This window comes from Aromatoleum sp. (assembly GCF_036675785.1).
Classification (GTDB): Bacteria; Pseudomonadota; Gammaproteobacteria; order Burkholderiales; family Rhodocyclaceae; genus Aromatoleum.
Genome location: NZ_JAKFEF010000034.1, coordinates 1 through 14,124, shown reverse-complemented (window position 1 = coordinate 14,124; position 14,124 = coordinate 1). Strand labels below are relative to the sequence as shown.

Below are 14,124 nucleotides of genomic sequence, written 5' to 3'. Positions count from 1 at the left end.
GAGGATCAGAAATCCCGAGTGCATAAAACGACAGGCCGCCCGTTGTCAGGGCGGCCTTCGGATCGGTGAAACCGGGCGCGAGCGTTAGCCAAGGCGCTCCAGCAGCCGACGTCCGGCAGCTTGCTGATCCGGGGCGCCTTCCCGAAGCACTTCCTCGATCAATTCGCGCGCCCCATCCTTGTCACCCATTTCATCGTATGCACGCGCGAGCTCGAGTTTGGTGTCGACTTCCTGCAGCGCGTCCTCGTTCAACTCCTCGACGGCAACCCGCGGCAGCTCGGTCGAGATATCCATGACTTCGATCGGCGCCTCCGCTTGCCCGCCTTCGTCGGCGCTGCCCGGCTCGAGGTCGGGAGCGGTGCGGGAGAGGTCGAACGCCGCTGGCTCCTCCGCGGTCGTCGGCGTTGCGTCTTCCAGATTGAAGTCGAAATCGAGCAGGCTGCTGTCGAACGTCGTCTTCTCGAGATCGGCGACGCCGCCGTCGCGCTCCTCGGACGCGAGCGTTTCCGTCGCAGCTGCGCCGTCGAGATCGAAATCCGCGAGCGGGCTTTCAGACTCCACCTGGCAGATTTCCTCATTCAGATCGAACTCCAGACTTTGGTCAGGACGAACAAAGTCGGATCCGTCTCCGATGATCGTTTCATTCATCGATGCGACCGTCGCGGGAGCAGGCTCATCGGCGATGTCGAGATCGAGTTCGAGACCATCCGCGACGCCGTCCTGCAGGACCGGAGCGCCCGTTTCGGACGTGGCGTCCGGAGCGTCCGCAAGGCCGGGGAAATCGACGTCGAGCCCGAGGCCTGCATCGAGGTCGAAATCGAGCGCGGCCGCGTCGATCTCCGGCAAAGCCTCGATGACCGGCTCCGGATCCGAAAACCCGGTTCCGTCCGTCATCGGCATATCCAACGAATCGATCTGCAAAGCGGTAGAACCGCCCTCGCGAGCGCCGAATCCGTCCTTCGGTTGCCCGTCAGCGGACGCATCGGCGGCGGACGTGAAATCCAGATCCGGACGGACGCTATCGAGCTTGGTGTCGTCCGCTTCCGAGTCCGCAGCAGTCGCTGCCGCGAGCACAGCCAGGCCGGCAACAGTTTCCTGAAGCGAACGGTTGCCGGGCTCCGGGCGCAAAGCGCCCGTTTCAGTCGCTGCGCCAGCCGCCCGCGCGACCGAGGCCCCGTACAAGGGATTCGCGGGATCGATGCGGCGCCCCATTTCGGCGGCCTTTTGCCAGTCGCTCCCCTCTCCGCCGGTGCGCGCGTAAAGATCCGACGCCGTCGCCTCGAACTGCTTGAGGTTCTTCCGCTGCGCGTAAATCTCGAGCAACTTGAGGAAGATCGCCGAACGGGACGAATCGGCCTTCAGCGCGTCGAGGAGAATTTCCTCGGCCTGAGCGTCGCGGCCGTACGCCATATAGACGTCGGCCTCGGCGACCGGGTCCACGCCTTCGTCAGCATCGATCGCCGAAAGTCCCGACTGGCTGAAATCGGTGTGGATGATGCTGGTATCGCTGGTATTGACGTTTTGTCCACCGGTTGCGCCGAACACCGAATTCGTGACCGGCAGCAGGTCCACCCGCGTCATCTGCCCGTTCGCGGCGACCATCGCGCCCTTGCGGCGCTCCCGTGCCTTCAGCCCGACGTAGCCGAGGAGCAAGGCGAGAATCCCGCCTCCACCGGCGAGCATCTTGGGATCCTGCAGCAACTCGTCGAAAAAACCCGGTTGCTCGACCGGAACCGGCGCAGGAGTCGGCGCCGTCGGAGTTTCCGCTTTCGGGGCCGGCTGCGTTCCCGCGGCCTGCCGTTCGGCCTCTGCGTTCGGCGCGCCCGCTTCCGCCGGCTTTGCGGGGGGATTCGCGCCCGCCGCGGCCGTCGCTTGGGCGGCCTGTTGCTGCAACTGTCCGAGCCCCTGATTGCGCAGTTCGAGGAGTTGCTGCATCTCGCGAATACTCGCCTCGAGTGCGGCGAGCCGGTTATTCGCCTCCTCGAGCGCCTTGTCGCGCGCGACGAGTTCCTCTTCCAACGCCTGCAGACGGGCCAGCCGGGCGCGGTCGCCTGTCGTCGGCTGCGCCGGCGAGTCTGTCGCCGCCGAGACCTCCACCCTGTCGCCATTCGCGCCCGACCGTGCGCCTTCGTCGATCTTCGGAACGATGGTGCCGGCATCGGCTCGCGAGGATTCGGGGTCGACGCTTGCGGCCCGCGAGGCGGAGACCCCTGCGAGGCGTTTTCGATACGCCTCGAAATCCGCCGAGTGCGCGATGACCTCGCGCCGCGCCTGCGCCGGCTCGACCGCGAAGACCTCCTGCTCGGCTGGGACGTTCAGGATCACGCCCGCGCGCAGGCGGTTGATATTGCCCCCGTCGAACGCATCCGGATTGTCGCGGAAAAGCGCGATCAGCATCTGATCGAGGCTTGCGGTCGGCGACCGATGTGCGTCCGCGACACTGTGCAGCGTGTCCCCACGCCGTACCTCGTAGCGATCGGGAGCCGATTGCGCCGCGGCCCGCGGCGACGGCGCGACCGAAGGCCTGGGGCGGCCTGATGCCGCGGGCGCCGCCGAAGGCGCCGCCACCTGGGCAGCCACGGGCACCGGTGCATTCAACGGCACCGGATCGAGCAGGAACGTATATTCGCGAATCAGGCGGCCCGAAGCCCAGTCAAGTTCGAGGAGCAGGTCGACGAAGGGATCGTTCAGCGGACGGTCGCTGGAAATCCGCACGACAGCGCTGCCGCCGCGCTTTTCGACGGCGAGCCGCAATGCAGCCATTACGGGTGAATACGGAAGGTTGGCCTGACGAAAGGCTTCCGTCGATGCAATCCGGGCACTGAGCGACTCCAGTTCCTGGGGCGTCGCGTTCAGTTCGATCTCGGCGCGGAGCGGCTGACCGAGGCCGCTCAGAACGCTAATGGCACCGAGGCCCGCAGCATGGGTACTGAAGGGAAGTGTTGCGATCGCCGTCGCGATCAGGGAAGCCTTGAGCGAGGTCTTGATAGCTGTCATATCATCCGCACCCCTCGATGAGGGCGCCAGGCTGCGTGGAACACGGCGTAACCGATGCTGTCTGGGCATCCGTCGGGCACCGCAATCTAACATCTTGTTTCAATTCCCGCAGCAATTCTTTCTTCGCCGAAGCGGTTCCGCACTCCTCGTCCGCCGGCAGCCGACGAGTCGAATCCGTGCGAAACCGCCCGGCGGGAAGCGGACGACACGCTCCCCAAAGGCCGATATCACTGCGACAGCAAGATCCGCAGCATTCGCCTCAGCGGCTCGGCCGCGCCCCACAGCAGCTGGTCGCCGACCGTGAAGGCGCCGAGATATTCCGGGCCCATCGCCATCTTGTGGAGGCGGCCGACCGGAACGGACAGCGTGCCGGTCACAGCCGTCGGCGTCAGCTCCCGCTCGGTGATTTCACGCTCGTTCGGAACGACCTTGACCCAGTCGTTCGCCGTGCCGATGATCTCGCTGACCTCGTCTAACGGCACGTCCTTGCGCAACTTGATAGTGAGCGCCTGAGAATGGCAGCGCATCGCGCCGATGCGGACGCACAGTCCGTCGATCGGGATGCTGCCCGCGGTCCGGAACGGCGCGTTGCCGAGGATTTTGTTGCACTCGGCGCCGCCCTTCCATTCCTCCTTCGACTGGCCGTTCTCGACCGGCACGTCGATCCACGGGATCAGACTGCCGGCGAGGGGCACACCGCGGAAGTTCTTCGTCGGGAACGCGGCCGACCGCATCGTCTCGGCGACCTTGCGGTCAATTTCGAGAATCGCCGATGCCGGGTCGGCGAGTTCCGCCTTCACCGCGTCGTGCAGCGTGCCCATCTGCGAGAGCAATTCGCGCATGTTCTGCGCACCGGCCCCCGACGCGGCCTGGTAGGTCATCGCCGAAATCCACTCTACCAGGCCGTGCTTGAAGAGCCCGCCCAGGCCCATCAGCATCAGCGATACCGTGCAGTTGCCGCCGATCCAGTCGCGCCCGCCCTTCGCGAGCGCATCCTTGATGACGTGCATGTTGACCGGATCGAGAATGATCACGGCGTTGTCTTCCATCCGCAGCGCGCTCGCGGCGTCGATCCAGTGGCCGGTCCACCCGGTCGCGCGCAGCTTCGGATACACCGCCTTCGTGTAGTCCCCGCCCTGGCAGGTGATGACGATGTCCATTTGCCGCAGCATGTCGATGTTCATCGCGTCCTGCAGCGGCAGCGACGCTTCCTTGCCGCCGAATACGGGCGCAGCGCCGCCGGCGGCCGACGTGGAGAAATAGACCGGATCGATATGAGCGAAATCGCCCTCTTCGACCATCCGCTGCATGAGCACGGAACCGACCATCCCGCGCCAACCGACCAGACCTACCTTGTTCATCGCGATTACCTCGAATTACCGAAAATCTCAGAGCGCTGCCAGCACGGCATCGCCCATTTGCTTCGTCCCGACCTTCGTCGTACCCGGTTCGAAAATGTCGCCGGTGCGGAAGCCCTGTGCGAGTACCGTCTTGACCGCGTTCTCGACACGCGTCGCGGCGTCCTCGCGACCGAACGTGTAGCGCAACATCATTGCCGCCGAGAGGATCGTCGCAAGCGGATTCGCGACGCCCTTGCCCGCGATGTCGGGCGCCGAACCGTGCGAAGGCTCGTAGAGACCCTTGTTGTCGGCGTCGAGCGACGCGGACGGCAGCATGCCGATCGAACCCGTCAGCATCGAGGCCTCGTCGGACAGGATGTCGCCGAACATGTTGCCGGTGACCATCACGTCGAATTGCTTCGGCGCGCGCACGAGCTGCATCGCGGCGTTGTCGACCAGCATGTGACTCAACTCGACGTCGGGGTACTCGCCCGCGAGTTCGATCATCACATCGCGCCACAATTGCGTCGTCTCCAGCACGTTCATCTTGTCGACCGAGCACAGGCGCTGGGCGCGCTTCCTCGCGGCCTCGAATGCGACGCGTCCGATGCGACGGATTTCCGACTCCGTGTAGTGCATCGTGTTGAAGCCGAAGCGCTCGCCGTTGCGCGTTTCGATGCCGCGCGGCTGGCCGAAGTAGATGTCGCCGGTAAGCTCACGCACGATCAGGATGTCGAGCCCCGCGACGATCTCGGGCTTCAGCGTCGAGGCGTTCGCGAGTTCCGGGTACAGGATCGCGGGGCGCAGATTCGCGAACAGGCCGAGGTCCTTGCGGATGCCGAGAAGACCGCGCTCCGGGCGCTGCTCGCGCGGCAGTACGTCCCATTTCGGCCCACCGACCGCGCCGAGCAGCACCGCGTCCGCCTCGCGGGCGAGCTTGCGCGTCGCTTCCGGGTAAGGGTCGCCGGTGGCATCGACCGCGGCACCGCCGAGCAGCGCCTCTTCCATCTCGAACTTCAGGTCCAGCGCGCGGAGCACGCGCACGGCCTCGGCCATGATTTCCGGACCGATGCCGTCGCCCGGCAGAACACAAATCTTCATCAGCAATCCTCTGTTGGAGCCTCGCCTTCAGGCGAAGTAATAGGGGTGTTCGGTGCGGCGCTTCGCTTCGAACGCGCGGATCTCGTCGGCGTGCCGCAAGGTCAGCCCGATGTCGTCCCAGCCGTTCAGCAGGCATTCCTTGCGGAACGGATCGACGTCAAATCCGATCGTCTTTCCGTCCGGCGTCGTGATCGTCTGGGCCGCGAGGTCCGCCTTCAGCCGGAAGCCGTCGTTCGCGACGCACTGCCGGAAGAGTTCGTCGACCTGCTCGGCGCCGAGCACGATCGGCAGCAGGCCGTTCTTGAAGCAGTTGTTGAAGAAGATGTCGGCAAAGCTCGTCCCGATCAGGACGCGGAAGCCGTAGTCCTCGAGCGCCCACGGTGCGTGCTCGCGCGAGCTGCCGCAACCGAAGTTGTCACGTGTCAGCAGGATCTGCGCGCCTTCGTAGCGCGGCCGGTTGAGCACGAAGTCGGGGTTCGGCGGCCGGTTCGTGTTGTCCTTCCCGGGCTCCCCCAGATCAAGGTAGCGCCACTCGTCGAACAGATTCGGTCCGAAGCCGCTGCGCTTGATCGACTTCAGGAACTGCTTCGGGATGATTGCGTCGGTGTCGACGTTCGCGCGGTCGAGCGGAGCGACCAGGCCGTTGAGGACGGTAAAGGGATTCACGTTTCACTACCTCCGATGGCGACGACGCCACCCTTTCTCAATATCCACACGCTCGGCGCGGCACTTCGGGCCGCCCCGGCACAGATCAGCCGAATTGGCGCACGTCGACGAAGTGCCCGGCCACGGCGGCCGCCGCGGCCATCGCCGGACTGACGAGGTGAGTGCGCCCGCCAGCGCCTTGCCGCCCTTCGAAATTGCGATTCGACGTGGACGCGCAGTGCTCGCCCGGCTCGAGCCGGTCGGCGTTCATCGCGAGACACATCGAACAGCCCGGCTCGCGCCACTCGAAGCCCGCCGCCAGAAAGATCTCGTGCAGCCCCTCGGCCTCGGCCTGGCGCTTGACGAGTCCCGAACCGGGAACGACGAGCACGCGCTTGACGCTCGCGGCCTTCCTTCGCCCCTTCGCGATGGCCGCGGCTTCCCGCAGGTCCTCGATGCGCGAATTCGTACAGGATCCGATGAACACCTGGTCGACCGGAATCTCGTTGATCGGCGTGTTCGGCGTGAGGCCCATGTACTTCAGCGCCCGCTCGACGCCCTCGCGCCTCACCGGGTCGGCCATGTCGGCGGGGTCCGGGACACACCCGGATATGGTGTCGACCATCTCGGGCGACGTGCCCCACGTCACCTGCGGTTCGATCGCCGCGGCGTCGAGTTCGACGACCTTGTCGAATTTCGCGCCTTCGTCGGTTTTCAGCGTACGCCAGTACGCGACCGCCTTTTCCCACGCGTCGCCTTTCGGGGCGAGCGGCTTGTCGCGCAGGTACTCGATCGTAGTTTCGTCGACGGCGACCAGACCCGCGCGGGCACCCGCCTCGATCGCCATGTTGCAGATCGTCATGCGGCCTTCCATCGACAGCGGGCGGATCGCGCTGCCGCCGAACTCGATCGCATAACCGGTGCCGCCGGCGGTGCCGATGCGGCCGATGATCGCGAGCGCGATGTCCTTCGCCGAGACGCCGCGGCCGAGGTCGCCGTCGACTTTCACGAGCATCGTCTTCGAGGGCTTCTGCAGCAGGCATTGGGTCGCGAGCACGTGCTCGACTTCCGATGTGCCGATCCCGTGGGCGAGGCACGCGAACGCACCGTGCGTCGAGGTGTGCGAGTCGCCGCAGACAACAGTCATTCCGGGCAAGGTCGCGCCGTTCTCCGGCCCGATCACGTGGACGATGCCCTGGCGGGCATCCTTGAACGGAAAGTACGCGAGCGCGCCGACTTCGCGGATGTTCGTGTCCAGCGTCTCGACCTGCTGGCGCGAAACCGGATCGAGAATGCCGCGCTCCCAGTGGTCGGTCGGCGTATTGTGATCGGCGGTCGCGACGATCGAACTCACCCGCCACGGCTTGCGTCCGGACAGCTTCAGCCCCTCGAACGCCTGCGGGCTGGTCACTTCATGGATCAGATGGCGATCGATGTAGATGAGCGCCGTGCCGTCGGCCTCCTGGCGCACGACATGACTGGACCAGAGCTTTTCGTACAGCGTTTTGGCTTCCATCCAAGAGATTCCGCGGAAAGAAAAGAGATCGATTATTTCACAGGGGGCGCAGCCTGAATAGCACGAGCGGCGCGGGATCCGTCAGCGCCGGGCGGCTTCGTAGAGCGGCATTACGCGGGCGGCGTATTCGGCGAGATCCTTCTGGCGATTCGCATGCGCGGGGTGCGTCGACAGCCACTGCGGCGGCGCGCCGTCGGCCCGTGCCGCCATCTTGTCCCACAGGCCGACTGCGGCTCGCGGGTCGTAGCCCGCCCGCGCTGCCAGTTCGACGCCGATCCGGTCGGCCTCGACCTCATGCAGCCGGGAATTCGGCAACTCGAACGTGACCTTGCCGACCATATTCATTAGCTCCTGCCCTGCCTGGCCCACGCCGAGCAAGGCCCCGGCGACCGACAGGCCGAGCCCGGTCGCCATCGACTTCGAGACCTGCTCGCGCACATGTTCCCGCAACGCGTGCGCGATCTCGTGGCCCATCACCGCGGCGACCTCGTCATCGGTCAGTTTCAGTTGCTCGATCAGCCCCGAGTAGATCGCCATCTTGCCCCCGGCCATGCACCACGCATTGAGCTCGTCCGATTCGAGGACGTTGACTTCCCATTGCCAGCCGCCGGCGTCCGGGCGGAACGTCGTCGCTTGCGGGATCAGCCGGTTCGAGATCGCGCGAACGCGCGCGAGCTGGGCCGGATCGAGATTGAGCCGATTCTTCGCGCGCGCGTCGGCCAGCACCTCGTGGTACTGCTTGCTGGAGGCCTGCTCGATCTCCGCCGCCGAGACCATCATCATCTGCCCACGATCGACACCGACCGCTCCGCCGCGCGTGGTCTGCACGGTCTGGCATCCGACGACGGCGAGCGCCACGATCAGCGCGGCCGCATTTCGTCTCCAACGATTTCTCACGCTGCCCTTCCCCCGTTCGCTGCAAGTTCCGGCCGCCACCCGCGGACCAGCCAGACCAGTCCGCCGAGCGCGAAAGCCGAGCCGAGAGTATAGGTCCAGGCCGGACCGATCGTCTCCCACGTGAATCCGCTCAACAGCCCACCCAACATCCCGCCGGCGCCGAACGACAGACTCCCGTAAAGCGCCTGTCCCCGCGACTGGAGCTTGCCGGGGAACCACTGATTCACCGCGGCGATCGCGGCGGCGTGGTAGGCGCCGAAAGTCGCACCGTGCATCAGCTGAGCGATCACGAGCAGCGTCAGGGAGTCGACGCCCCAGCCGATCAGCGCGAAGCGCAACGCCGCGCAGGCGAACGCGAGAATCAGGATGCCGCGCATCGAAAACCGCCGCATCAGACGCGGCATCAGCATGAACACGGCGATTTCCGCGAGCACGCCGAGCGTCCACATCCAGCCGACGAAGGACTTGTCGTAACCGTGATCGACCAGAAAGATCGAATAGAACACGTAAAGCGCGCCGTGCGCCGCCGACATGAAGAAGCACGCGCCGAGGAGCGCCCGCACTTCCGGACGCCGCAGCGTCTCCCGCATGCTCGCCCCCTCCCGATGCAGGGGCGGCCTCGCCGCCTCCGGCAAGGCGAACGCGCAGATCGCGATACCGACGAACACCAGCATGTTGATCCACAGCACCGTGTCGATCGGCATGAAATCGAGCAGGTAGCCGATCGCGAGAACCGCGACGATGAAGCCGATCGAACCCCACACGCGGACGCTGCCGTAGCGGCTCGCATCGCTATCGAGGTGCGCGAACGTAAGGCTTTCGGCAAGCGGGAGCGCGGCGCTCCAGAAGAACGCCATCGCCGCCATCGCGACGAACAGCCCGGCGAATTCGGTCGTGACGAAGAACACCGCGAAGCCCGCGAGGCTCGCGATCGCCGACAGACGGATGATCAAGAGCCGGCGTCCGAAATGTTCCGCGAGCCAGCCCCACATGTTCGGCGCGACGACGCGCATGACCTGCATCAGCGACATCAGGATCGCGATGTCGGTGGCAGTGAGGTCAATCGCCTGAAGGTAGAGGGTGAAGTACGGCGAGAACGCGCCGACGAAGCCGAAATAGAAGAAGTAATAGGCGGACAGGCGCCAATACGGGAAGCCGAGCACATTCCGGGCCCTATGCGCGCCCCGCGGGGCCGCGCTGCCGGCAAGGACGCCGAAGCAGCTTCACGACGCCGAGCGTTTCGGCGCGGGAACCCGCTGCAGGCCTTCCGGGGCAAGCCTCGCGATCTTCGGCGTCGGACAGTCCACGTCGCCACACTGCGCGCGATGGCGCAACGCATGATCCATCAGGATCAGCGCGAGCATCGCCTCCGCGATCGGGGTCGCGCGGATGCCGACGCAAGGGTCATGGCGGCCTTGGGTATTCACCACCGCCGCTTCGCCCTCCTTGTCGATCGAACGCCGGTCAAGGCGGATGCTCGACGTCGGCTTGATTGCGAGACTCACGAGCACGTCCTGACCGGTCGAGATACCGCCGAGCACACCGCCCGCATTGTTCGAAAGAAATCCCGCTGGCGTCATCTCGTCCGAGTGTTCGGTCCCGCGCTGCGCGACGCTCTCGAACCCGGCGCCGATCTCGACGCCTTTCACCGCGTTGATACCCATCATCGCGTAGGCGATGTCGGCGTCCAGCCGGTCGTACACCGGTTCGCCCCAGCCGACCGGAACCCCGGTCGCAACCACGTCCACCCGGGCCCCGACCGAATCGCCCGACTTGCGCAGCTCGTCCATGTAGGTCTCGAGCTCGGGAACAATGCCGGCGTTCGGCGCGAAGAACGGATTGCGGTCCACCTCGTCCCAGTCGACAAAGGGGATCTCGATCGGCCCGAGCTGCGACATGAAACCCCGAATGACGATGCCGTGCTGCCGGTGCAGCCATTTCCGTGCAATCGCGCCCGCTGCGACCCGCACCGCCGTTTCGCGCGCCGAGGAGCGACCCCCGCCACGATGATCCCGGATGCCGTACTTCTGCCAGTACGCATAATCCGCATGGCCAGGGCGGAAGGTTTCCGCGATGTTTCCGTAATCGCGCGAGCGCTGGTCCTGGTTGCGGATCAGCAGCGCGATCGGCGTGCCCGTCGTCACGCCTTCGAAAACCCCGGACAGGATCTCGACTTCGTCGGGTTCGCGCCGCTGCGTTACATGCCGCGACGTGCCCGGCTTGCGCCGGTCGAGTTCGACCTGGATTTCGGCAGCCGAAATCGCAAGCCCCGGCGGACACCCGTCGACGACGCATCCGATCGCCGGTCCGTGAGATTCACCGAAGGAGGAGACGCAGAAGAGCTTGCCTAACGTATTGCCCGACATCGGAATCTCGACTGAAAACGGAGACAGGAGAAGGCCGGAAGTCTAACACAGCGGGGAACCGCTCCTTCCGGCGCCATTTCCGCCAATGCCCCCGTCACGTCCCGATTAGCGGAAGAATTTCTCCAGGCGTTCGAATACCTCATGCTCAGCGCCATGACGCCGAACGGACCGCACATCGACGAGCTTTTCGAGCTGCAGCACCATTTGTTCCAGGCGCTGATCCTCGAACACGAGCAGCCAGATCCGGCTGCGGCTCGTATCGGGGATCGCCATGCACAGGATCCCCTCGACGTTGAACGCGCGCCGCGCGAAAAGATTGCAGATGTGGCTCATGACACATGCCGGATCGGCGGGCGGGCGCCCAGCGCATCGTAGAACGGCAGGATCGCTCCGCCCGGGATGCCGCTGACGGTGCGCACGCCTTGTCGTTCGAGTAAGCGCAGAATCAGTTCGGCGCCGGTCATCTGCGTCATTTCTTTCTCCTTTCGATCACATTCGGAGCAAGAACCGGCGGCACAAAAAACAAAACCCCCGCCGGACTCGCGCCGGCGGGGGTTGGATTCGGTGTTGCCCTGTGTCCTTGCCCTAAGACGCGCGCCTGCCTACGCCTACAACTACGCGTACCGACAGCACTACGACGAGGGAAAGGGGAAGACGCTTCATTGCATCACGCACGAGGTAACGTGCTGCATTCTAACTACGGCCCGGAACGGAAGACAAGCGGGTTCCACGATCAGGCCTGGCCGTCCCGCAGCGCGCGTCGAAGAATCTTGCCGACGTTCGTCTTCGGCAATTCATCACGAAATTCGACGAAGTGCGGCACCTTGTATGCCGACAGATTCGTCCGGCAATGAGCGATCACCTGCTCCTTCGTCAACGACGGGTCTCTTCTCACGACGAAGACCTTGACCGTCTCGCCCGTACGCTCGTAGGGCACCCCGATCGCCGCGACCTCGAGCACACCCGGATGGCTCGCGATCACGTCCTCCACTTCGTTCGGGAATACATTGAAGCCGGAGACGAGGATCATGTCCTTCTTGCGATCGACGATTCTGAGATAACCCTTCTCGTCGATAGTCGCGATGTCGCCCGTGCGCAGGAAGCCGTCGGGCGTGAATGCGTTCGCGGTGTCGTCCGGCCGGTTCCAGTATTCGCGCATCACTTGGGGGCCACGAACGCACAATTCGCCGGGCTGCCCCGGAAGGACCTCGCTTCCGTCGCCGCGGATGCTGATGTCCGTCGACGGCACCGGCAAGCCGATCGAGTGATTGAAGGCCGGCAGATCGAGCGGGTTGATCGTCACGGCGGGCGAAGTTTCGGTCAGGCCGTACGCTTCGACGAGCGACTTCCCGGTAACCTGGCGCCACCGCTCCGCGACCGCCTGCTGCACGGCCATGCCTCCGCCGAGGGTAATGTGAAGCCGTGAGAAATCGAGCCGTGCGAAGTCCGGGTTGTTCAATAGCGCATTGAACAGCGTATTGACGCCCGTAATCGCGGTGAATCTGTACTTTCCCAGCTCTTTCACGAAACCCGGAATGTCGCGGGGGTTCGTGATGAGAACGTTCGTCGCGCCGATCTTGAAAAACGTCAGGCAATTAGCGGTCAGCGAAAAGATGTGATAGAGCGGCAACGCGGTGATGATGAGCTCCTCGTCCTTCAGGAAGGGCTTGATCCACGCATGCGCTTGTTGAAGGTTCGCGATGATATTGCGATGGGTGAGGACAGCACCCTTGGCCACGCCCGTGGTGCCGCCGGTATATTGCAGATAAGCGATGTCGTCGTGAGTCACCTCAACCGCTTTGAGGGGGACAGCCGCTCCTTGCGACAGCGCGGTCGAAAAACCGATATACCCGGGAATTTTCCAGTTCGGCACCAGCTTCCTGATCCGGCGAACCACGAAATCGACGAGCAGGCTTTTCGGAAATCCGAGCATTTCGCCGAGGCTCGTTACGATCACGTTTCGAACGTCGACCTTCGCCAACACCTGCTCGAGCGTGCTGGCGAAGTTTTCGACGACGACGACCGTATTAGCGCCCGAATCCCGGAGCTGGTGCTCGAGTTCACGCGCGGTATAAAGCGGATTGACGTTGACGACGGTGTAGCCGACCCTGAGCGCGCCGAACATCGCGATCGGGTACTGCAGGACGTTCGGCATCATCAATGCGACGCGGGCGCCTTTCGGGAGCTTGAGTACGCCCTGCAGGAAGCCGGCAAACGCCGCGGACAGGCGGTCGACGTCCGAATACGTAAGCGCCTTGCCCATGTTGATGTAGGCCGTCCGGTCTCCGAACCGCTTCACGCTCCGCGTGAACAGGTCGCCAAGCGAGCCGAATTCGTTTACATCGATGTCGGCCGGTATACCGCGCGGATAGCTCTGAAGCCAGATCTTGTCCACGATGTCCTCGCGTTGGAAAACGCCGCCGATGCGCCTCCGGCTACGACTCCTCGTGCATCACGACGGCAGAAGCTAGCCGCCGGCTTCCAACCTGCTCGTTCCGCCGGCGATTCGGATGGCGCTCTTGTTCCCGAGCTTTCTTCCCGGCCGGTGGCGGAAAATGAAAGAACAACGTGGTCTGTCGCTTACTGTTCTTCGGTTTCGCCCGCCTCGAGGGGCCAGTTGCGAATGTAATTCTTCAGCATGCGGTTCTCGAAACTCTGCTCTTCGAGCACGGCCTTCGCGACGTCATGAAAAGACACGACGCCGAGCAGCGTATGTCCATCCATCACTGGCAGATAGCGCTGGTGATGATCGACCATCTGCCGCCGCAACTCGTCCATTTCCATGTTCGGTGATGCGGACAGCGGTCCGGACAACATCGCTTCTTCCACGGTCATTTCCGACCACGCTGCCCCGCCCTTGTGGACTGCGCGCAGCACCTCGCGGAACGTGAGCATGCCGATCATCTGCCCCTGCGAGAACACGACCAGCGATCCGACGTCCTGCTCGGTCATGATGGCAACGGCTTCGCCCATACTCTTGGCAGGCCCGACCGTGTAGAGAACCTTGCCCTTGATTGCGAGAATTTCGCTTACCAGCATGTCACGCCCCTTCTTGTATTCATGTGTGCGCCATGTTAGTGCATCGGTGTAAGTGCGAAAAGGCTCCGGACCGTCGTTCGAGCCCACCCTTTGCCGCTGTCCGAACTTCATCCGACGGTTCCGAAAGCGTCGCGCGGACCGGGATGCCTATCTCTCGAGCTTGTCGAGTTTGTCCGTGCGCTTGGCCCACTCCTCGGCATCCGGAAGCGGATCCTTGCGCTCG

At 64.4% G+C, this 14,124-nt stretch carries 11 protein-coding genes and 2 pseudogenes; all 13 read right to left on the bottom strand.

Translation table 11 applies throughout. The features are described from left to right. Positions 1 to 84: 84 nt before the first annotated feature. Positions 85 to 3,066: a FimV/HubP family polar landmark protein gene (locus tag V6M37_RS08730; RefSeq protein ID WP_332672373.1), complete on the bottom strand. Its 2,982-nt coding sequence runs from the start codon at positions 3,064 to 3,066 to the stop codon at positions 85 to 87. A gap of 158 nt (positions 3,067 to 3,224) precedes the next feature. Beyond that, complete coding sequence (gene asd / locus V6M37_RS08725) at positions 3,225 to 4,358, bottom strand: aspartate-semialdehyde dehydrogenase (protein ID WP_332672371.1); 1,134 nt, start codon at positions 4,356 to 4,358, stop codon at positions 3,225 to 3,227. A 27-nt stretch (positions 4,359 to 4,385) separates the two neighbouring features. After that, the gene (leuB, locus tag V6M37_RS08720) at positions 4,386 to 5,438 is read right to left on the bottom strand and encodes a 3-isopropylmalate dehydrogenase (protein WP_332672369.1); all 1,053 of its coding nucleotides are present in this window, start codon (positions 5,436 to 5,438) and stop codon (positions 4,386 to 4,388) included. Between the two features lie 27 nt (positions 5,439 to 5,465). Then, positions 5,466 to 6,104 carry a 3-isopropylmalate dehydratase small subunit gene (gene leuD / locus V6M37_RS08715; protein WP_332672367.1) on the bottom strand — a complete coding sequence of 213 codons (639 nt, stop codon included), beginning with the start codon at positions 6,102 to 6,104 and terminating at the stop codon, positions 5,466 to 5,468. An 85-nt stretch (positions 6,105 to 6,189) separates the two neighbouring features. Beyond that, a complete protein-coding gene (leuC, locus tag V6M37_RS08710; RefSeq protein ID WP_332672366.1) occupies positions 6,190 to 7,599 on the bottom strand; it encodes a 3-isopropylmalate dehydratase large subunit in 1,410 nt (469 codons plus the stop codon). Between the two features lie 81 nt (positions 7,600 to 7,680). Continuing rightward, positions 7,681 to 8,496, bottom strand: coding sequence for a M48 family metallopeptidase (locus tag V6M37_RS08705; RefSeq protein WP_332672363.1), 816 nt, complete (start codon positions 8,494 to 8,496; stop codon positions 7,681 to 7,683). Then, positions 8,493 to 9,659 (bottom strand): MFS transporter, encoded by a 1,167-nt coding sequence (locus V6M37_RS08700; RefSeq protein ID WP_332672361.1) that lies wholly within the window; start codon positions 9,657 to 9,659, stop codon positions 8,493 to 8,495. The genes V6M37_RS08705 and V6M37_RS08700 overlap by 4 nt, the downstream gene beginning before the upstream one ends. Positions 9,660 to 9,719: 60 nt before the next feature. Then, a complete protein-coding gene (gene aroC / locus V6M37_RS08695) occupies positions 9,720 to 10,862 on the bottom strand; it encodes a chorismate synthase (RefSeq protein ID WP_332672360.1) in 1,143 nt (380 codons plus the stop codon). 105 nt (positions 10,863 to 10,967) lie between these two features. Next, positions 10,968 to 11,198: pseudogene (locus tag V6M37_RS08690) on the bottom strand (ACT domain-containing protein); the annotation flags it as partial. Then, positions 11,198 to 11,335, bottom strand: a pseudogene (locus tag V6M37_RS08685) (thiamine pyrophosphate-binding protein); the annotation flags it as partial. The pseudogenes V6M37_RS08685 and V6M37_RS08690, both read right to left, overlap by 1 nt. 260 nt (positions 11,336 to 11,595) lie before the next feature. After that, entirely contained in the window at positions 11,596 to 13,257 is a 1,662-nt protein-coding gene (locus tag V6M37_RS08680; protein ID WP_332672358.1) for an AMP-binding protein, read from the bottom strand. A 185-nt stretch (positions 13,258 to 13,442) separates the two neighbouring features. Then, a complete protein-coding gene (locus V6M37_RS08675) occupies positions 13,443 to 13,901 on the bottom strand; it encodes a CBS domain-containing protein (RefSeq protein WP_332672542.1) in 459 nt (152 codons plus the stop codon). 147 nt (positions 13,902 to 14,048) lie between these two features. Continuing rightward, on the bottom strand, positions 14,049 to 14,124 hold a 76-nt coding region (locus V6M37_RS18725; RefSeq protein ID WP_442881002.1), incomplete at its 5' end, for a DUF3470 domain-containing protein.